General features: G+C 68.0%; 13 protein-coding genes and 1 pseudogene. 6 read left to right on the plus strand and 8 right to left on the minus strand.

Annotated features, from left to right (window positions below; genetic code table 11):
• Positions 1 to 5 precede the first annotated feature (5 nt).
• A complete protein-coding gene (locus QZ546_RS00290; RefSeq protein ID WP_294232876.1) occupies positions 6 to 575 on the minus strand; it encodes a DNA starvation/stationary phase protection protein in 570 nt (189 codons plus the stop codon).
• A 195-nt stretch (positions 576 to 770) separates the two neighbouring features.
• Here QZ546_RS00290 and QZ546_RS00295 point away from each other — a divergent pair, with 195 nt between their 5' ends.
• Together QZ546_RS00295 and QZ546_RS00300 are read left to right on the plus strand one after the other, a co-directional pair.
• Complete coding sequence (locus QZ546_RS00295; protein ID WP_294232878.1) at positions 771 to 2120, plus strand: alpha/beta hydrolase; 1350 nt, start codon at positions 771 to 773, stop codon at positions 2118 to 2120.
• Positions 2117 to 3655, plus strand: coding sequence for a GMC family oxidoreductase (locus tag QZ546_RS00300; protein ID WP_294232881.1), 1539 nt, complete (start codon positions 2117 to 2119; stop codon positions 3653 to 3655). The genes QZ546_RS00295 and QZ546_RS00300 overlap by 4 nt, the downstream gene beginning before the upstream one ends.
• 10 nt (positions 3656 to 3665) lie before the next feature.
• Here QZ546_RS00300 and QZ546_RS00305 read toward each other — a convergent pair whose 3' ends face one another.
• Positions 3666 to 5210, minus strand: coding sequence for a DHA2 family efflux MFS transporter permease subunit (locus QZ546_RS00305; protein WP_294232884.1), 1545 nt, complete (start codon positions 5208 to 5210; stop codon positions 3666 to 3668).
• A 103-nt stretch (positions 5211 to 5313) separates the two neighbouring features.
• On the opposite strand from QZ546_RS00305, the gene QZ546_RS00310 reads away from it, so the two are divergent.
• Together QZ546_RS00310 and QZ546_RS00315 are read left to right on the plus strand one after the other, a co-directional pair.
• Entirely contained in the window at positions 5314 to 6366 is a 1053-nt protein-coding gene (locus QZ546_RS00310) for a type III polyketide synthase (protein WP_294232887.1), read from the plus strand.
• The gene (locus tag QZ546_RS00315; RefSeq protein ID WP_294232890.1) at positions 6363 to 6875 is read left to right on the plus strand and encodes an isoprenylcysteine carboxylmethyltransferase family protein; all 513 of its coding nucleotides are present in this window, start codon (positions 6363 to 6365) and stop codon (positions 6873 to 6875) included. The genes QZ546_RS00310 and QZ546_RS00315 overlap by 4 nt, the downstream gene beginning before the upstream one ends.
• Here the strand turns inward: QZ546_RS00315 and QZ546_RS00320 are convergent.
• From QZ546_RS00320 to QZ546_RS00330, 3 genes are read right to left on the minus strand one after another with little or no spacing between them, the layout of a single operon-like run.
• Positions 6844 to 7098, minus strand: coding sequence for a hypothetical protein (locus tag QZ546_RS00320; RefSeq protein WP_294232893.1), 255 nt, complete (start codon positions 7096 to 7098; stop codon positions 6844 to 6846). The two genes, QZ546_RS00315 and QZ546_RS00320, sit on opposite strands and share 32 nt — an antisense overlap.
• On the minus strand, positions 7095 to 8480 hold the full coding sequence (locus QZ546_RS00325) for a HAMP domain-containing sensor histidine kinase (RefSeq protein WP_294232896.1): 1386 nt from the start codon (positions 8478 to 8480) through the stop codon (positions 7095 to 7097). Before QZ546_RS00325 ends, QZ546_RS00320 begins: the two co-directional genes overlap by 4 nt.
• On the minus strand, positions 8461 to 9135 hold the full coding sequence (locus QZ546_RS00330; protein WP_294232899.1) for a response regulator transcription factor: 675 nt from the start codon (positions 9133 to 9135) through the stop codon (positions 8461 to 8463). Before QZ546_RS00330 ends, QZ546_RS00325 begins: the two co-directional genes overlap by 20 nt.
• A gap of 175 nt (positions 9136 to 9310) precedes the next feature.
• Between QZ546_RS00330 and QZ546_RS00335 the strand changes: the two genes are divergently transcribed.
• Positions 9311 to 10561 carry a TolC family protein gene (locus QZ546_RS00335; protein ID WP_294232903.1) on the plus strand — a complete coding sequence of 417 codons (1251 nt, stop codon included), beginning with the start codon at positions 9311 to 9313 and terminating at the stop codon, positions 10559 to 10561.
• Positions 10558 to 13725, plus strand: a complete 3168-nt coding sequence (locus QZ546_RS00340; RefSeq protein WP_294232906.1) for a CusA/CzcA family heavy metal efflux RND transporter — start codon at positions 10558 to 10560, stop codon at positions 13723 to 13725. Before QZ546_RS00335 ends, QZ546_RS00340 begins: the two co-directional genes overlap by 4 nt.
• 4 nt (positions 13726 to 13729) lie before the next feature.
• Here QZ546_RS00340 and QZ546_RS00345 read toward each other — a convergent pair whose 3' ends face one another.
• From QZ546_RS00345 to QZ546_RS00355, 3 genes and pseudogenes are all read right to left on the minus strand, one after another.
• Complete coding sequence (locus QZ546_RS00345; RefSeq protein WP_294232909.1) at positions 13730 to 15919, minus strand: hypothetical protein; 2190 nt, start codon at positions 15917 to 15919, stop codon at positions 13730 to 13732.
• Between the two features lie 169 nt (positions 15920 to 16088).
• The gene (locus tag QZ546_RS00350; protein WP_294232912.1) at positions 16089 to 18833 is read right to left on the minus strand and encodes a TonB-dependent receptor; all 2745 of its coding nucleotides are present in this window, start codon (positions 18831 to 18833) and stop codon (positions 16089 to 16091) included.
• Positions 18834 to 19159: 326 nt separating this feature from the next.
• Positions 19160 to 20461, minus strand: a pseudogene (locus QZ546_RS00355) (MFS transporter).
• Positions 20462 to 20508 lie beyond the last annotated feature (47 nt).

The raw sequence follows: 20508 nt of genomic DNA on the forward strand, positions 1-20508 counted from the left end.
TGGGCTTAGTCGGCCCGCTGCAATTCGGTGGCGGCCAGATGCTCGCCGATGAACCACACCTGCGGTTCGCCCGAGCGGATGATGTCGCTGACCAGCAGGTCGTTGGTGCCGTCATCGCCCGATTCATCGGCGGTCTTGGCGCCTTCATGCGCCTCCTCCAGCACGATCCGATGCGCTTCCAGCAGGCGGGCGAGCATGGTCGGCACGTCCTCGCGACCGCGCGGCGGGCGCGGGATCTTCGTCATTTCCGCCACATCGTGCGGCGTCGCGATGCTGATCCCGCCCAGCGCCTGGATTCGCTCGGCGAGCATGTCGACTAGCTCGGCCTGCTTCTCGTAATGCGTGTCGAGCAGCAGGTGCAACTGATAGAAGGTCGCGCCCGACATCTGCCAATGATGCTTCTTGTACAGGTCGCGCAGCATCATCGTGTCGGCCAGCACCTGATTCAGGATCGACACGCTCTGCTTGCGGGCATTGTCCGACAGGCCGAGCGGCAGATGCTTCAGCGTGCCGAACGGCTGAATCTCGCGATATTCGATCTTGTATTGCGGCTGTGCCTGGTCAGTATCGGCCACGGTCTCACTCCGTTCAGAAAAAGGTTCGGGTGCCGAAGCGCATGATGATGCGCGATGTTCCATGAATTCGTAGATCGCACGGCATCGCCCATTTGCCCCGATCCTGATCCAAATTAATTCCGGTACATGACCTTTTCGGCGGAACGCTCTGGCCGGTGCGGCGTCCAGCAGGGGAATTTCCTCGGGCGAGGCCGCATGACCCAACCGACACTGGTATTTCTTCACGCACTCGGCGCCAGCGGCCGGGAATGGGATCTGGTGCGCCGTCATCTGCCGGGCCTCCCCAGCCTGGCCCTCGACTTGCCTGGTTTCGGCGAGCGGGCGGGCGCGGGGCACGCCGGTGTCGCGGCCATGGCGGACGATCTGGCCGACACGATCCGCGCGCATGGCCTGACCGCCTGCGTCCTGGTCGGGCACAGCATGGGCGGCAAGATCTCGACGCTGGTCGCCGCGCGGGCCCAGGCGGGCGAAGCGGGACTGGCGGGCGTGATCGGCGTGGTGCTGGTCACCGCCTCCCCGCCCGCGCCCGAGCCGATGGACGAGGATCGCCGCGCGCAGATGCTGGACTGGCTCTCGGGCGGTCGGATCGACCGTGCGGACGCCGAGGCCTTTGTCGATGCCAACACCGCCGAGCGGCTCCCTACGCCGCTGCGCGAACAGGCGATCGCCGATGTGCAGCGCTCGGCCCCCGAAGCCTGGCAGGCCTGGCTGGAACGCGGCAGCCTGGAAGACTGGCGCGCGGCGGCGGGCACGATCGGCATCCCCGCACTGATCGTCGCGGGTGCCGAGGATGGCGATCTGGGCGAAGATGCGCAGCGGCGGTGGAACCTGCCCCATTATCCACGGGCCAAAGTCCGCGTGGTCGAGAATACGGCGCACCTGATCCCTTATGAACAGCCCGAAGCACTGGCCGCGCTGATCGTCGAGCATGTCGCCGCCGTCGCGCCGTCGATCCTGCCCGGCGACTTTGCCCGGGTGCTGGGCTCGGAACGGGTCAGCCGCCGAACACGGGCCGCGATGCTGGCCCGGACCCGTCCGGTGATGGATGCCGAGTCAGGCTGGACCGAAGCGGAGACCGCGACGGTCGCTGCCCTGATCGCCCAGGTCCTGCCCGATCAGGGCACTGACCAGGCGCTCGCCCGGCGCATCGGTGCGGCGCTGGAGGGCCCCGGCGATGGCTGGCGCTTCGCCGACCTGCCGCCCGATCGCGAGGCGTGGCGGCGCGGCCTGGCGACACTCGATGCGCTGACCGGCGGGTTCGCCGCGCTGGACCCGGCCGCGCAGACGAACTGGCTGGAGCGGATCGACGCCGGAGACATCCGGATCGATGGCGATTTCCATTTCTCGCCCGAACAGATGACCCTGTGGTTCCAGGATGTCCGCGCCGAGATCGTGCGGCAATGGATGGCCACGCCCGTCGCCATGGCGGCGGTCGGCTATGACGGCTTTGCGGTCGGTGGCGATGGTCCGCGCAAGCAGGGCTATGTCCGCACCGCCGCCGACCGCATCGAAGACTGGCAGCACGCCCCGGAGACGACCGCATGAGCCGCGCCCCCTTTGCCGAGCAGGATGTCGTCGATGCGGTGGTGATCGGCACCGGCGCGGGCGGCGCGCCGATCCTCGCGCGGCTGGCCGAAGCGGGCCTCTCGGTCGTGGCGCTGGAGGCGGGACGCGCCTTCACCCCGAACGAGCATGTCGCCGACGAGATGGCGGCTGACATCTATTGGATGGAGGAGCGGCTGAGCGGCGGGGCCGACCCGACTGCCTTCGGATCGAACAATTCGGGCATGGGCGTCGGCGGATCGACGCTGCACTGGGGCGCCTTCTGCCCCCGACCCGACCCGCGCGACCTGCAATTGCGCACGCTGACGGGCGAAGGTGCCGACTGGCCGATCCCCCATGCCGAACTGACCGCCTATATCGAAGAGGTCGAGGCCTTTACCGGCGTGTCCGGGCCTGCCCGCTACCCCTGGGACGATCGCCGCCCCTATGCCTATCCGCCCGTGGCACGCAACGCCTCGGCCGATGCGATGGCGCGGGGCTGTGCCGCGACCGGCATCACCGCCACCGACGCGCCCGCCGCCCTGGTCTCGCGCGACCGGGAGCAGCCGCATTGGGGCCAGCGCCAGGCTTGCGTGAATTGCGGCACCTGCCACCAGGGTTGCCGCAACGCGTCCAAGACCAGCATGGACACCAGCTATCTTCCCCTGGCGGTCGCGCATGGCGCCGAGGTGCGGGCGCAGGCGCGTGTCCTGTCGTTCGAATTCGACGGGCGGGGGCATATCACCAGCGTGGTCTATCGCCAGGACGGCCAGGATCGGCGCCAGCGGTGCCGTGCGGTGTTCCTGTGCGCGGGCGGGGTGGAGAGCCCGCGCCTGCTGCTGAACCTGGGCATCGCCAATTCCAGCGGCCAGGTCGGGCGCAATTTCATGGCGCATGTCGCCACCCAGGTCTGGGGCCGGTTCGCGCCGGTGATGCGGATGAATCGAGGCTATCCCTCCTCGCTGATTACCGAGGACATGATGCGCCCCGAGGACGCGGATTTCGTCGGCGGCTATCTGATCCAGAGCCTGGGCGTGTTGCCGGTCAATCTGGCGACCGGGCTGGCGCGCGGGGCGGGCATGTGGGGCAAGCGGCTTCAGGAGCGGCTGCGCGACTATAACCATATGGCCGGGATCGGCATCAACGGCGACTGTCTGCCGCATCCCAGCAACCGCCTGACCCTGTCGGAGGAAACCGACGCCTTCGGCCAGCGCAAGGCGCGGATCGACTTCAGCTATCACGCCAATGAGCGCGCGATCGACCGGCATTCGCGCCGCGTCATGACCGATATCTGGGCGGCGGCGGGGGCCAGCGACATCTTCGCGGTCGACCGTTCGGCCCATACCATCGGCACCTGCCGCATGGGCACGGATGGCGACGCGGCGGTGGTCGATGCGGACGGGCGCAGCTTCGACGTGCCCAACCTGCTGATCTGCGACAATTCGGTCTTCCCGAGCGCACTCGCCGCCAATCCGGCGCTGACCATCATGGCGCTCGCCCTGCGCACCGCCGACCGGTTCCTGGCCAATTCCGGGTAAGGGAGGGGCATCACTCCACCGGCGTGCGGCGTACCCAGAACACCGCGATCAGGACGATTGCAGTCAGCACGCCGCACATCGCCCAGGCGGCGTTGACGGCGGGTACCAGGGCGGCCTTCTCGACCAGCGGTCGCACCATCTCGACGGCGAAATCGTCGAGCGGCTGGCCGCGCTGTTCCAGAAAGGCGTCCCTGGGGATGCCGATGCTCAGCGCGGTGTTCAGGTCGCCCGCCTGCAAGCGGCTGGCGATATGGCGCCCCTCGGTCGCGGCGCGGCTGAAGATCATCGTGTCGATCAGGGCCAGGCCGACCGCCCCGCCCAGATTGCGCATCAGGTTGAACAGCCCGCTGCCATCCGCGACCAGCGTGGTGGGCAGTCGCCCCAGCGCCATGCGGGTCGGCGGCAACAGGCAGAACATGATCGCGGCGCCGCGCACGATCTGGGGCAGGATCATCGCGTGGAAATCGGTCTGCGCGGTCTGGCCCATGCTCATCAGCAGCCCGATCGCGAACAGGCCGAAGCCGAAAGCGGTCAGCCAGCGCGGATCGACCCGCCGCTCGGCCCATACCGCGATCGGCGCGGTCAGCAGCTGGGCGATGCCGGTGACGAGCATGATCTCCCCGATGCGCAGCGCGCCGTGCTGGCGCACCAGCCCCAGGAAGAAGGGCATGAGATAGGTCGAACCGAACAGCCCGAACCCCAGCACGAAGCTGAACAGGCAACCGATGGCGAAGTTGCGGTCGGCGAAACAGCGGAGTTCGACCAGCGGCGTGCTGGCCCGCCAGGTACGGACGACAAAGCCGATGCCGCACACCGCGAAGACCGCCAGCAGCGCCAGCACCCGCGCATCCCCCCAGCCCCGCGTCGGCGCATCCTTCAGCCCGAGCTGAAGCGCGACCAGACTGGCGGCCAGCAGCGCGAGCGCCATCAGGTCGATCGCGCGGCGCGTGGCCAGTCGCTCCACCGCCGCCTGCCCCCGCAACAGCCAGGCGACGCCGATCGCCGCGACGATGCCCGGCGCGATGTTGATGCGGAACAGCCAGTGCCAGGAAAAGGATTGCGTCACCCAGCCGCCGACGATCGGGCCGATGGTCGGCGCCAGCACGGCGGCCACCCCGGCGATCGTCGTCGCCAGCCCCTGCACCCGCACCGGAAACAGCAGGAACACCGCCGAAAAGACGATGGGGATCAGCGTGCCGCCCGAAAATCCCTGCACCACCCGCCACAGGATCAGGCTGTCGAAACCGCCGCTCCAGGCACAGCCGATCGAGGCCAGCGTGAACAGGCCCACCGCGCCGACGAACAGCCGCCGCATCCCCAGCACATCGGTCAGATAGCCGGTCAACGGGATCGCGACGATCTCGGCGGTCAGATAGGCGGTCTGGATCCACACCATCCGGTCCGGCGGAATGTTCAGCGCGGCCTGGATGGTGGGCAGCGAGGTGGCGACGATCTGCACGTCCAGGATCGCCATGAACATGCCCAGGCACATGAAGGTGAAGCCCAGCCAAGCCCGCCAGTCGGCGGTTTCGGGGGACGCAGTTATTGGAGTCATCTCGTCCCTCATCCGTATTTGGCGGGATGAGAAACTTGCCACACCCCGGATCGTTGCGCATCAGTATCCACTTCCGCCGGTGCGCCGGCTACCCGGACGGTGCATGTCTTCATCGGTTGCCATTCTCTCGCTTGCGACGTGCACGCCGCCGCATCGTATCTCCCAGGATCAGGCCCTGGCCACCGCGCGGGAATTGATCGGCGATCGCTTCAGCGATTTCGATCGGCTGGCGCCGGTCTTCGCCAATGCCGGCATCGCCGAGCGGCAATTGGCGAAGCCGCTCGACTGGTATCGCAGCCCGCGCTCGTTCGAAGAGCGTAGCGCCGCCTATCTGGACGTCGCGCTCGACCTGTTCGTCACGGCCGCTCGCGGCGCGCTGGACGAGGCGGGGCTGCGGGCCGAGGATGTCGATGCCATCGTCACCATATCCTCGACCGGGATCGCCACGCCCAGCCTGGAGGCGCGGGCCATGGCGCATCTGGCGTTCCGCAGCGACGTGCGGCGCGTGCCGGTCTTCGGCCTGGGCTGTGCGGGCGGTGCCACCGGCCTGGGGCTGGCGAGCGACCTGGCGCAGGCACGGCCGGGGACGACCGTGCTGGTCGTGACGGTCGAGCTATGCAGCCTGGCGCTGCGCACCGACCATGCCGACAAGGCCGACCTGATCTCCACCGCCCTGTTCGGCGACGGCGCGGCGGCGTGCGTCCTGCGGGCGGGGGCGGAGGGTTTCGCGCGCATCGTCGGGCACGGCGAAAAGACGTGGAACGACACGCTCGACATCATGGGCTGGCGGACCGAGGAGACGGGCCTGGCGGTCGTGCTCAACCGCGCCATCCCCGCCTTTGCCGCGCGCGAGATGAACCAGGCGATGACCGAGATGCTGGGGGCGCTGGGCTTCGCGCTGTCCGATATCGACCGATTCATCTGCCATCCCGGCGGGGCCAAGGTGCTGGACGCGCTCGAACAGGCGCTGGCGCTGGATCATGGCGCGCTGGTCGAGGAGCGCGCGGTGCTGCACGATCACGGCAACATGTCCGCACCGACCGTGCTGTTCGTGCTGGACCGCTATCGCCGACGCGGCCTGCCGCCCCGTTCGGTGCTGAACGCGCTGGGGCCGGGTTTCACCGCGTCCTCGCTGGTGCTGGAGTGCGACCGATGAGCCTGCCCTATGCGATCATGGCGTTCGTCACGCTGCAACGCCTGAGCGAACTGGTCATCGCGCGGCGCAATACCGCGCGGCTGATGGCGGCGGGTGCGCGCGAATATGGCGCGAACCATTATCCGGTCATGGTGCTGATGCACTCTGCCTGGCTGCTCGCCCTGTGGCTCAGCGTCGGCGGGCGGCCGGTGTCCTGGCCGCTGCTGCTGGTCTTCGTCGTGCTCCAGGCGATGCGGGTCTGGGTATTGGCGACGCTGGGGCCTCGCTGGACGACGCGGATCATCGTGCTGCCCGGCGAACCGCTGGTCGCGCGCGGGCCTTTCCGGTTCCTGCGCCATCCCAATTATGCGGTCGTCACCGCCGAGATCGCGGTCCTGCCGTTGACCTTCGGCCTTTTCGGCATCGCCGCGCTGTTCACCCTGTTGAACGCGGCGATGCTCTATGTCCGGATCGGTGCCGAGAACCGGGCGCTGGGGCTCAGCGCCGCGTCGCCTCCCGTTCGGCCTTGATCCGCAGCATGGCGGCATGACAGGTGGCCGAGGTCTGGTCGATCTTCTGGATCATGCAGGCCTCGACCTTCTTGCGGCTCATGGACTTCATTTCCATCGGGCAAAGCCGCCGCGCCTCGACCACGCAGGCCTTCTTGCCGGGATCGGGTTCGGCCCGCACCGGCCCCGCGCCGAGGGTCAGGGCGGACAGGATCGTGCCGATCGCGAGGACGGTGCTTCTCATATTGGGTTCCTCATAGCTTGTGTCGCATCCCCGTTTCCGGGACAGACGATCGAGACCGCGCTGCCCTGGGCCGCAAAGGCCAGGCCGAAACCGTGCAGGTCGGCGATCGCCTTGACCAGCGGCAGGCCCAGGCCCACGCCCGGCTGATCAACCCGCCCGCGATAAAAGCGTTGCAGGACCAGCGCCTGCTCGGCCGGGGGAACGCCGCGTCCGTCATCGGCGACGCTCAGCATGATGTCGCGCCCCTGCATCCCGAGGGTGACGTGCACAGCGCCGCCGGCGGGACCGAACTTCATCGCATTGTCGATCAGGTTCGACACCGCCTCGATCAACAGGCTGGCATCGCCCTCGACCGGCGGGACCGGCCGGATCGCATAGGACAGGCGGATGCCCAGGTCTTCGGCACTGGGGCGATGCAGGTCGCAGGCATCCTCGACCAGCCGGGCGAGATCGACGGGCGCGAAGCGGCTGCGGCGGGCATGGTCCTCCAGCTCGCGGATCCGCAGCAGTGCGGCGACGATGCCCAGCAGCGCATCGACATCGGCCAGCGTCGCCTCGGCGGTCGCGATAAAGGCATCGCGATCGGCATCGTCGCGCATCCCCCGCTCGATCCGCGCGCGCAACCGCGTCAGCGGCGTGCGCAGCTGGTGCGCGATATCGTCGCCGATCCCGCGCACATCCGCCACCAGCAGCTGAAGCCGGTCGAGCATCCGGTTGATATCGGCGCAGAGCAGGCCGAAACTGTCGGGATCGCGCGCGACGGGCAGGCGCCGCGACAGGTCGCCCGACATGATCGATGTGGTCAGGCGGCGGACCGCATCGACCTGCCGCGCCGCCCGCCGCCCGGCGACCAGGCCGAAGACCAGCGCCAGCACGATCCCCGGCACCAGCCCCAGGAGCAGCGACTGGCCGACCAGCCGCATCGCCGCGACCGTGTCGTCCAGGTCGACCCCGATCAGCAGCCGGGTGCCGTCGGGCATGGCACAGATCTGCACCCGCGCCTCGTCGCTGCGCTTGCCGGGCAGCTCGGTCGGCGCGACCGTGGCGACGAACGAGCCCGACATGGGCGCGTGCCCGGGCAGGCGCGCGACATTGCCCGCGATCCGCCGCCCCCGCGCATCGAACAGCGCCAGGAACAGGTCGCGGTGGAGATCGCGGTCCAGTTTCTCGCGCAATTCCTCGGGCCGTTCCTCCGCCGGCGTCAGGCGGAAGAAGGTGCAGTCGTCGCTCAGCTGATGCTCGATCTCGCGCCGGTGATTGTCGCCCGCCAGCACCCAGAAGATCGCCGCCAGTGCCAGCGACTGCAGGACCAGCATCGCCGCCAGCCCGCCGCCCCAGCGCCAGGTCGCCCGCGCGCGCGGGTCAGCGAAGATCGAAGACATAGCCCTGCCCCCGGACGTTGCGGATCAACGGCGCCTCCCCCTCGCCGTCCACCTTGCGGCGCAACCGGCCCATATGGACGTCGACGACGTTGGTATTGGGCTCGAAACTATAGCCCCAGACATCCTGGAGCAGCATCGACCGGGTGATGATCCGCCCCGGCCGCCGGACCATATAGTCCAGCAGCTTCAACTCGCGCGGCAACAGTTCGAGCGGACGCCCGGCGCGCGTCGCCTCCCCCGCCAGCAGGTCCAGGTCGAGCGGCCCCACGATCAGCCGCGTCTCGCGCGTGTCGTTGGGGCGGCGGAGCAGCGCCTCGACCCGCGCGATCAGCTCGACCAGCGCGAAGGGCTTGGGCAGATAATCGTCGCCCCCTGCGCGCAGCCCCCGGACCCGGTCGTCCAGGCTGCCCAGCGCGCTCAGCACCAGTGCGGGCGTGCGCCGCCCCTGCCCGCGCAGGTGGGACAGCAGGTCCAGCCCCTCGCCATCGGGCAATTGCCGGTCGAGGATCAGCAGGTCGAAATCCTCGGCCGCCACCCGCGCCGCCCCCGCCGCCAGGCTGGCGGCGTGACACGCCGCATGCCCGGCGGCGGTCAGCTCCAGCAGAATCTCGTCCGCCGTGCCCGCATCATCCTCGATCAGCAATATCCGCGTCATGGCGCCGTGATCGCAACACAGCGGCGACAGCGTCAATGAAATTACGATTTAGTATTGATAGTCATTACAAACAGAACCGGACGCACCCACCGAACTATTCCCTAAATCGGGATTTAGTCGACGCCGTCCGAACAACTCGTCTAACGCGCGGATCGAATACCGCCGGGAGGACGATATGCGGATCATGGCTTTGGCAGGACTGGCGGTGGTGGTCGCCGTGCCCGCATCGGCGCAGCAGGCGATGACGCTCGACGCGCTGGTACAGAATGTCGTCGCCGGCAATCCCGAGCGCCAATTCTATCAGCGGCAGATCGAGACGGCGGGCGTCGCGCGCGAGGCGGCGGGGCGCTGGGCCGACCCGGAAGCGGTGGTCGAGTTCGGCCAGCGTCGCGCGCAGGACCCGACCAGCGGTGCCGTCACCGGCGAGGGGATGACCTATGCCGCCTCGGTCGTGCAGCCGATCGAGTTTGGCGGACGGATCGCCCTGCGCCGTGCGATCGCCGACGGGCAGGTGGCGCTGGCGCGGATCGGGTTGCAGCAGTTCGACGCGACGCTGGCCGCCCGCGCGCGGTCGCTCGGCTATGGCCTGTTCGCAGCGGACGAGAAGGCGGCGGCGGCGCGCGAGGTCGCGGGGCGGATGCGCACGCTGGCCCGCGTGATCGTCGCACGCGATCCGGCGGGCCCCTCGCCGCAGCTGGAGGCCGCCTCGCTCCAGGCCAGCGCGATCAGCGCCGAGCGGACCGCCGCGACGGCGGATGCCGAGGCCAATTCGATCCTCTACGAACTCAACCAGCTGCGCGGCGCGCCCTTTGCCGCGCGAATCCGCATCGTGCGGCCCGACATGTCGCTGCCCGCCCTCCCCTCGGGCCAGCTCCTGGCCGACCGGGCGAGCGAGAATAATTTCGAGCTGAAGGCGCTGCGCGCGCAATTCGCCCAGCAGGGGCTGCGCGCCGATCTGGCGCGTAAAGCCCGCATCCCCACGGTCAGCGTCGGCCCCTATTACGACCGCGCCCGCTCGGACATTCGCGAGACCAATTACGGGATGCGCCTGTCGACCAGCATTCCGCTCTGGAACCGGCAGGCGGGCGATGTCGCGGTCGAACAGGGCAAGCAGGCCCAGGCCAATGCGACGCTGATCAATGCCGAGCGCCGGATCGCGCGCGACGTGTTCGACCAGGCCGCGCAATATGAGGCCAAGCGCGAGGCGCTGGCGAAATGGGACGCCCATTCGCCACAGCATTTCGCCCAGGCCGCCGCCGATGCCGACCGCAACTACCGCCTCGGCGCCATCCCGCTGACCACCTATACCCAGATCCAGCAATCCTATGTCGAGGCGGTCAACGCCGTGCTCGACACGCGGCGCGAGGCGCTGGAGGCCCTGCTCCAGCTGCGCGCGCTGAACGGCGGGGCCCCGCTCGCCCGATGAAGCGCTGGCTCGATCTCGTCACCCGCCACCGGCTGGGCGTGGCGCTGGTCGCCGCGCTGATCGCGGCGATCGGGCTATGGTCCTTCGCCAGCCTCCAGATCGACGCGATCCCCGACATCACGGGCGTGCAGGTGCAGATCAACACCCAGGTGCCCGCCCTCGCGCCCGAGGAGATCGAGCGGCTGGTGACGCTGCCCATCGAGCGCGCCATGGGCGGCCAGCCGGGGTTGGACCAGACGCGTTCGCTGACCAAGACCGGCCTGTCCCAGGTGACGTTGCTCTACAAGGACGGCACCGACCAGCTGAAGGCGCGCCAGCTCGTCACCGAACGGCTGGCGGCGGTGCGCGACCAGTTGCCGCCGGACAGCACGCCGCAGCTGGCGCCGATCACCACCGGGCTGGGCGAGATCTTCTATTACACGCTCGAATGGAAGACGCCGCCGCCGGGGCTGGATGCGCAAGCTCAGCTGATGGCGCTGTACGAGGCGCAGGAATATACCGTGCGCCCGATGCTGCGCGCGGTGGCGGGCGTCGCCGATGTCAACTCGAACGGTGGGCTGGAGGAGCAATATGTCGTCGCCCCCGATCCTACCCGGCTGACCGCGCACGGCGTCACGGCGGGCGAGCTGGCGGCGGCGGTCGCCCGGAATGTCGAGAATGCGGGCGGCGGCATCATCCGGCGCGGGGCGGAGCGCTTCACCGTGCGCACCGATGCCCGCGTGATGACCGCCGAGCAGATCGCCGCCATCCCGGTCAAGTTCGCGGGCGGCGTGATGCCGCTTCAGGTCCGCGACCTAGCCGATGTCGTCACCGGCTCGGCCCCGCGACAGGGCACCGCGACCCAGAATGGCCGCGAGACGGTGCTGGGCACGGTCATGATGCTGGTCGGGCAGAATAGCCGCGAAACCGCGCTGCGCGTCCAGGACGCGCTGCCCGACATCGCCGCCGCGCTGCCCAAGGGCATGGTGATCGACCGGCAATATAGCCGCGCCGACCTGGTCGATCAGACGATCCACACGGTCGAGCGCAATCTGGGCGAAGGCGCGCTGCTGGTCGCGATCGTCCTGTTGCTGGTGATGGGCAATTGGCGCGCCGCGCTGATCGTCGCGCTGGTCATCCCGCTCGCCTTTCTGGTGACGGTCGGCGGGATGCACGCCATCGGCCTGTCGGGCAATCTGATGAGCCTGGGCGCGCTCGACTTCGGTCTGATCGTCGACGGGGCGATCGTGGTGGTCGAGAACGGCCTGCGCCTGCTCGCGCTGCGCCGCGCCGAAAAGGGCGAGGATCTGAGCCCCGAGGAACGCCGCGAGACGGTGGCCCATGCCGCGCGTATGGTCGCGCGACCGACCTTTTTCGGCATCGCGATCATCGCGCTCGTCTATGTGCCGGTGCTCAGCCTGGGCGGGGTCGAGGGCAAGCTGTTCCAACCGATGGCGCAGGCGGTGATGCTGGCGATCGTCGCCGGGCTGTTCTGGACCTTCACCATCGTACCGATGCTGTCGGCCTGGCTGCTCCGCGCACCGCCTCGCGCGCATGGCGAGGATGCGCCCAAGGGTTTCGTCGCGGTCGCCGAGCGGGTCTATACTCCGATGCTGGAACGCTCGCTGCGCCATCCCGCCATCCTGTGCCTGGGCGCGCTGATGCTGCTGGCGGGGACCTTTTTCGCCTTCAAGTCGCTCGGTTCGCAATTCACGCCGCAGCTGGACGAGGGCGCGATCACCGCGATGGTCTATCGCCCGGTCGGCATGTCGCTGGAACAGAGCCTGGCCATCGAGCAGGCGACCGAGCGCGCCATCCGCCGCGCCTATCCGCAGGTCAGCCACACCTTCTCGCGCATCGGCACCAGCGAAGTCGCGACCGATCCGATGCCGCCCAACCAGAACGACCTCTATATCTTCTACAAGCCGCTGAAGGACTGGCCGACCGGCGACGGGATGCCCCGCACCAAGCAGGAGCTGATCGCCGGGATCGAAAAGGTCGCGCGCCAGGTCTATCGGGGCCAGAATTTCGAATTCGCCCAGCCGATCGAAATGCGCTTCAACGAGATGCTGGAGGGCGTGCGCGCCGACGTGTCGGTCAAGATTTACGGTGACGATTACGACGTGCTGGAACGCGCCGCCGGACAGGCCAAGGCGATCCTGGAGAAACTGCCCGGCACCGAGGGCGTCGAGTTCGAGACCGCAGGGCGGCCCAAGAGCATCGTTGTCGAGCTGGACCGCGCCGCGCTGATCCGCCTGAACCTGGGCGCGCAGGCGGTCAACGACGCGATCCGCGACGCGCTGGCGGGGGCCGAGGTCGGCTTCATCCCGCACGGCCCCGCCCGCCATGCCATCGTGATCCGGATGCCCGAGTCGCTGCGCGCCGATCCGGCGGTGATCCTGGCGCTGCCCTTGCGCGTCGGCGATTATGGCATGGTGCCGCTGTCGCGGGTCGCCCGACTGAAGGAAACGCGCATCGTCGAGCCGATCCTGCACGACGACACCAACCGCCGCGCCGCGCTGATGGTCAATCTGTCGACCAGCGATCTGGCGGGCTATGTCCAGCGTGCGCAGGCGGCGATCGACGGGCAGGTCAAGCTGCCACCCGGCTATCGCATCGAATTCGGCGGCCAATATCACCAGCTGGAGGCGGCGCAGAAGCGCCTGGCGATCGTCGTGCCCGCCGCGCTGATCCTGATCTTCGCATTGGTCTATGCCGCACTCGGCAGCGTGCGCGAGGCGGCGATCGTCTATACCGGCATTCCGTTCGCGGTGACGGGCGGCGTGCTGGCGCTGTGGCTCCGGGGAATGCCCTTCTCGATCACGGCGGCGATCGGCTTCATCGCGCTGTCGGGTATCGCGATGCTCAACGGGCTGGTGCTGATCGACCATATCAACGCGCTTCGCGACGGGCGCGAGGGCACGGCGCTGCCTGCGGAAGAGGCGGTGCGGCGCGGTGCGCATGACAGGCTGCGCCCCGTATTGTCGACCGCGCTGGTCGCCTCGATCGGCTTCGTGCCGATGGCGATCGCGACCGGATCGGGCGCGGAGGTGCAGCGGCCGCTGGCGACGGTGGTCATCGGCGGGATCATCACCTCGACGATGCTGACGCTGGTACTGTTGCCCAGCCTCTATGCCTGGATCGAGCGCCGCCGGTCGGGCCGTGACGCGCCCGATACCCCCTAAGGGGTCACGGGTCGGGGATCAGCCAGGTTTCCGCGACCTGCTTGCCGCGCCCGCTGCCGCCCATGCCGGGGGGCCGCGTCCAGGCCAGGTCCAGCGTCCCGCCGGCGGTCGCCTCGGGCGGAATGGCGAGCGTCACCTGCATGGGATTGGCGGTCCGCGCAAAATGCTCCTGCAGCACGATATGGCCATTGGCGACCAGCCGGATGGGCAGCGTATAGCCCTCGCCCGCATAGGTGACGGTCAGGCGGTAGCGGCGATGACGGTCGAGGCCCGCATAATGCAGCCGCAACGGGCTGTCATACAGCGTCTCGGCATAGTCCAGCTCGGACGGCAGCCAGCCATCGGCGGTCGTCGCATCGGCGATGCCGTCGATCGCGGTGGTGAAGAATTGCGGATCGGCCAGGAAACCGGGCCCCCGCACCAGATGCGGTTCGGCATCGGGGCGGCCGAGATCGTCATAGAGCGCGCCCTCGGCCCGACAGCTGCGATCGGGGATCGGCCAGCCCTTGGCCATCTGCCCCTCGATCCAGGCGCGGCCGATCAGGTCGACATCGGCGCGGTCGAGATTGGCGCCCCGCTCGATATTCGACGCGCCGAAGCGTTTGACGCTGAGCTGCAAACGCGCCTGCTGCCACAGCCGCTCGGCCAGGCCGTTCAGCCGGGCGAGCAGGCCTGCAATCTCCGGCCCCTCGTTACGGGCCAGGATCGCGCGCGCCTGATCGGCAGTCGGCGCCGCCAGCGCCGCCGCCTTGTGCGCGCGCGCGAGGATGGTCCGGCGACGAACCAGTGCATCATAGACGGCACGGTAGCGCAGGGCGTCCAACCGCCAGTCGGCGAAACCGGCCGGGCGCACGGCATCGGCCAGCCGCAGCGTCGCGTCGATCCGCGCGTTGGTCGCAGGGTCGCCGACCCAATTCGTCTCCAGCGCCGCCGGCAGTGCCGCCGCGCGCGGGTCGCCGATGAAGACGCGGGCATATTGCGCGGCGAAAGCGGTGGTGTCGGTATGCGGATCCCATCCCAGCCGGAACCAGAGGAACTGGTTGAAATCGTCATTCACCCCCTCGGAATAGGTGATGAACCCGGCGGTCAGCGGAGCGAAGCGCGAAAAGATATGCGCATAGGCGGCGGGGCGCGGATTGATCGGCTCGCGCCCTTGCGTCATCGCGAATTCGGGCCACCAGCGCGGCACCGGGAATTGCGCGTGCATAGTATGCGCGATGTCGGGATAGAGGATCAGCGGATATCGCGCCGGGATCCGCGCCCGCTCGACTGACAGCGGATCGCGGGTCTGCGGCCCGACAAAGACGCCGGTCAGCCAGTCGGGCTGTTTCGCCAGCTCGGCATAAAAGGCCTCGAACCCCGCCGCATCGAACCCCTGCGACGAAATATAGACCGGCGCGTCCGGATTGCGCGCCCGCAGGATCGCGGCCTGCTGCGCCACCAGCGGAAAAAGCAAGGCCGGGCGGGTATGGCCTGGATCGCCGCCAGGCACATAGAGCGCATCGACATAGGGAAGGTCGGCCAGCGTCCGCCGGAACGCGGCAACTTCGGCCGCCACCGCCCCCGGCGTCTCGTAGTCGCCCAGCTCGGGATAATAGAGCGCGACGTCCAGGCCCAGCCGGTGGGTGATCCGCGCAATTCCCGCCAGCGTTTCGCGCGGCGGCGCGGGGAAGAGCGGCCCCGTGGCGTCGTCGTCCGATACCGGTGCGATCAGCTGCACGCCGCTCGCACCCCACAGCGCGAAATCCTCGATCCGCCGCTGAAACATCGGCAATGTCCAGGCGTCGTAGCTGTTGTTCTTGGGCCGATAGCCGATCTGGGTTAGCCGCGTAGCATAGGCGGGGGCCTGGTCGATCGGTCCCTTGAGCGTCAGGCGCGCCGTGCCGCTTGCGACATCCAGATGCCGCAACACCCAGCCCGCGCCGTATACCAGCCCGCGGGTTCCCGTCGCGGTAACGACCGTGACGCCGCCGACGCGCCGGATCGCAAACCCTTCGCGTCCCAAATGGGTCGGGCGCTGCCACCGATGGCGCAGGGCAAGCGGGACGGCGTCCACGGGCGCGACGAGGATCTTCACGGCGCCGCAGTCGCGCACCCGCTCGGCGATCCGGCGGTTCAGCAGGTCGGCGGCGACCTCTCCCCCCGCCCCGGCGGTGACGCAGGCCGCGCCCAGCGCGGCGGCGAGCGCGATCATGCGGCGCCCCAGTGGCGGGCGGCGGCGATCGGCGGGTTCTGGGTCAAGCGCGGCTCCATCGTTTGGCGTTATGGCGCGGGGCGGGCATAGCGGGAAAGACAAAGGGCCCCGGCATCGCTGCCGGGGCCAGCGAAAGGCGGAATCGGGTCCGCCCTTCGGGGGATAGTGTTTAGAAGCGCGCGGTCCCCGTCAGCGAGAAGACGCGCCCGTTCTTGTACAGCGCGGTCGGGGCCGACGGCGTGCTGCTATACTGGTAATAGGTCTCGTCCAACAGGTTCGACGCATTGGCCGTCACGCGGAAATGGTCGTTGATGTTGTACGAGGCCGAGAAGTCGAGCTGCCGATAGGAGTCGGTGAAGTTCGACGACTGGAGACGCCCGAAGCCATAGAAATATTTCGAGCGGTAATTGTAGCTCAGCCGCGCCTGGAACGGCCCGGACTCGAAGTACGGCACGATGTTATAGGTGTTGCGCGACAGATAGGGCAGGCCCTGACCCGCGACGGCGGTCTCGCCGCTGGCGAAGGTATAGTTGGACTGGATGCCGAAGCCCCAGATCAGGTTCGCCTGACCGGTCAGCGAGAAGCCGGTGACCGATGCCTGACCGCCATTGACCGGGCGGTTGATCGCATAGCGGTTGGTCTGGCCCGTCACCGCATTGGTCAGCGGCACGCCGGTGCCGTCGGGGCCGTTGTCGACGACATTGCCGATATAGTTGGAGATGTCGCGGTAGAAGACCTCGCCCGACAGATAGCTGGCGGGGGCGAAATACCATTCCGCCGACAGGCCGAAATTGGTCGCGGCATAGGGCTTCAGGTCGGGATTGCCGCCGCCGCCGGTCTTCTGCGTATCGTCGAGCGAGAGCGAACCGGCCAGGTCGCTATAGCGGGGCCGTGCGATGACCTTGGCCGCCGCGCCGCGGATCACGACGCTGGGGCCGGCATCATAGGCGATGTTGAAGGCGGGCAGGAAACGATCGTCGGTGCGCGGCGCCGTGACCAGCCGCGTCTGACCGCCCGAGGTCAGATAATACGTCGAGATATCGCGGGTGCGCACGAAGCGGCCGCCGACATTGCCGCGGAACTTGCCCGCCTGGTAATCGACCTGGACATAGGCCGTGCCGATCCGCTCCTGCACCTGGAAGAACGATCCCGTGTCGAGCGGACGGGTGATGTTCAGCGTACCCGGCGCGTTCAGCGCCTTGATCGCATTCTCCTGGGTCAGCGTCGCATAAGGCGTCGCGTTGCCGGTGGTCGACAGGCCGTCATAGACGCTGCTGCTGAGCACATAGGAGCCGAGATCGGCCAGGGTGAAGAAATTGTTGGTGAAGGTCGCACCGCCATAGGTCGTCTGGCGATTGTCGTGGATGCTGGTCCGGACACCGAAGCGCACGGTCTTCAGGATATTGCTGTCCAGGTCGCGTGCGAAGTCGATCTGGCCGAACTTCTCCTGGTCGACCGTGTTCTCGGCGCGGGTGATGCCGCCGATCTGCGCACCGACAAAGCCCTGGCCGTTGGTCGCGGCCAACACGGCGGGTTCGTTGCGCAAGCGGGATTCGGCGGGCGAGGTGCTGATCCACTGGGTGGCGTCGCTGGCCGGATTATCCCAGTTCAGCATGGTGTTGCGGCCGTTCGCGCCGACGGTGAAGCCCTGGCGGGTGCGGAAGTTCAGCAGATATTCGGGGTCCTTGCCCCCGGTCGCGCGGGTAAAGCCGCCATTGCCGGTGATCTTCCACCCATCGACGTCCCAGTCGAACAACATGCTGTAGCTGTCGTTCTTGATCCGGGTGCGGCGGAAATTGGTGTCCAGCTCGCCCATCCAGGTCCTGCTGGTGCTGGGCTGCGCGGCGAAGGTCGCCGAGGTGATCAGGCCGTTGCTGATCGTCGCCGCCGTCAGCTGCGATCCGCGCACATTGTAGCTATATTCGGAATTGCTGAAATTGTCGTAATTGCCACGGATCACGATGGCATTGGCGGTCAGGGTGAAATTGTCCGTCGGCTTGAACTGCATCGTGCCGGTGAAGCCCAGCCGCTGGCGCGTCTGCTGGAAATATTCATGCGCCAGGAAGGCGGGCAGGCGCGCGGTCTTCAGGTCGTTGATCGAGCCGCCGGTGATCTTCGCATTGGGATTCTGCAGCACGGTCTGGCCCGACGCATCGGTCGTGGTGAACTGGCTGCCGGTCAGATAGCCATAGACCGCGACACCGGCGCGCGCGAGATTTTCCTTGTCGTAATTGATCGAGCCAAGGACCGCGAACGTGTCGCTGTCATTGTGCCAGCTATAGAGCGCCGAGCCCCGGAAATTGCCGCGGTTCGAGCGGTCGTTATATTCGTAACCGCCGGTCGCGGTCAGCGTGCCCGGCTTCAGGTCCAGCGGCTTGCGCGTGACGATGTCGACGGTCCCGCCGATCGCGCCTTCCTGCAGCCGCGCCTCGGGCGTCTTGTAGACGACGGCCTGGCTGATGATCTCGGGCGAGAGCAGCGAATAGTTGAAGGTGCGGCTCGACCGGTCGCCGGGATTGCCGCCCCAGTCGGCCGAGGCGATCGCGTGGCCGTCGATCAGCACGCGGTTCAACGCAGGCTCGACGCCCGCGATCGACACCTGCTCGCCCTCGCCGAACTGGTGATCGACGGTCACGCCGGGCAGGTGCGACAGCGATTCCGCGACATTGGTGTCGGGAAACTTGCCGACATCCTCGGCGCTGATGACGTCGACGATGGCGTTGGTCGAGCGCTTGGTATCGATCGCGTCCTGAAGGCTCTTGCGGATGCCCCGGACGACGATGTCGTTTTCCTGGCCGACGGCGCTGACGTCCTGCGTCTCGGCGGGCGTGGTGGATGCGGCGGTCTGCGCATGGGCCATGCCGGCCCAGGTCGCGATGGCGGTGGTCGCAAGGATATAGTTGCGCAAGCGCATGATGAAATTCCCCCCTCTGACCCGGTCTCCAAACCCCCATTGGAGGAAACCGGCATGCCTGTCGCGCGATGCACAAGCCGTGATCGGAACAGCGGGCCCTCTTGCGTGATCCACCGCCACCCGATCAGGGAGAATACATACCAATTTAAATCAAATTGCCCACCAAAAAGTTTATTTGTTATACCGTAGACGACGCACACGTTAGTTGATTGCGACAAAAGGATTTTCTGGCGCACGGCATCATAAAAGCGCAACAGGACCGCCGTCTGCCGCGCTGTCGATCATCGAAAATCGCCTCGCCGATCCGCCGACTCGGCCGGGCCGGTTCACCGAGTCGCGGCATCCGAGGCGGCGGAGATCGGCGCGGCCGTACCGACCCTGACGCTACGGTAGCGCGGGTTGAGCAGGTGGAAGACCAGCAAGGCAACGAGATAGGCCATGCCGCAGGCGATGAAGAAGGGCTGGTAGCTCCCCACACGGTCGAGCAACGCGCCCAGTGCCTTGGACGCGATGAAGCCGCCCACCGCCCCCGAAAAGCCGCCCAGTCCGATCAGCGTCCCCTGGGCATAGCGGGGGAACTGGTCGCCCGGCAGTGCGAAGAGATTGGTGGAGAAACCCTGATGCGCGGCACAGGCCAGGCCGATCATCGCCACCGCGATCCAGATGCTGCTCGCCTGCGCCGCGAACATCACCGGCAGCGCGAACAGCGCGCAGGCGAACATCGCCCGCTTGCGTGCCCGCCCCGTCTCCATCCCGTGCTTGAGCAGCCGCGACGAATACCAGCCGCCGACGATCGCCCCGACATCCGCCATGACATAGATGGCGACCAGCGGCGGCCCGAAGCTCTTCAGGTCATAGCCATATCGGCTGTGGAAGAAATCGGGCAGCCAGAACAGGAAGGTCCACCAGACCGGGTCGATCAGGAAGCGCCCGGTCATATAGGATCAGGATTCGCGGTGGCGCATCACGGTCAGGAAGCCCGCGCGGCCACTTGTCTCGACCGGCTCCGCCTCGATCCAGGCGCGCTCCTCGACCGTGATGCGCGGATGCGCGTGCGGCGGGTGATAGAGCCGCCACCAGGCCGTCAGCCAGACCAGATTGAAAGACCCGGTAATGAGGAAGGCCCAACGCCAATCCAATACCAAATCGGCGATCAGGAATCCGATCAGCAGCGGCGTCACGACCGCGCCGACATTGGCCCCGGCGTTGAAGATGCCGATCGCCAGCGCACGCTCTTTCTTGGGAAACCATTGCGACGCGGCGGCCAGCGCCGATGGAAAGGTCCCCGCCTCGCCGAACGCCAGCGGGATGCGGGCCAGTGCGAAGCCGGTGGTCGAGGTGACCAGGGTCTGCGCAAAATGGCCGACCGTCCACGCCCCCATCGCCAGCAGATAGCCTGCGCGCGGCCCGATCCGGTCGATCAGCCAGCCGAACAGCAGGAAGCCCAGGCCGTAAGCGACCTGGAAATAGCCGGTGATGTCGCCATAGCCGCTATTGGTCCAGCCATAGAGCGCCGACAGCTGCGGCTTGAGCACGCCCAGCACCAGCCGGTCGATATAGCTGAGCACGACGGCGGCGAAGAGCAGGCCGCAGATGACCCAGCGCACCCGCCCGCGCGGTGGCGGCACGCCGTGTGCGGCGGTCTCGGGGGCGGTGGCGGCGGCGTCGCTTAGGC

The organism is uncultured Sphingomonas sp. (assembly GCF_913062585.1).
Taxonomy (GTDB): Bacteria; Pseudomonadota; Alphaproteobacteria; order Sphingomonadales; family Sphingomonadaceae; genus Sphingomonas.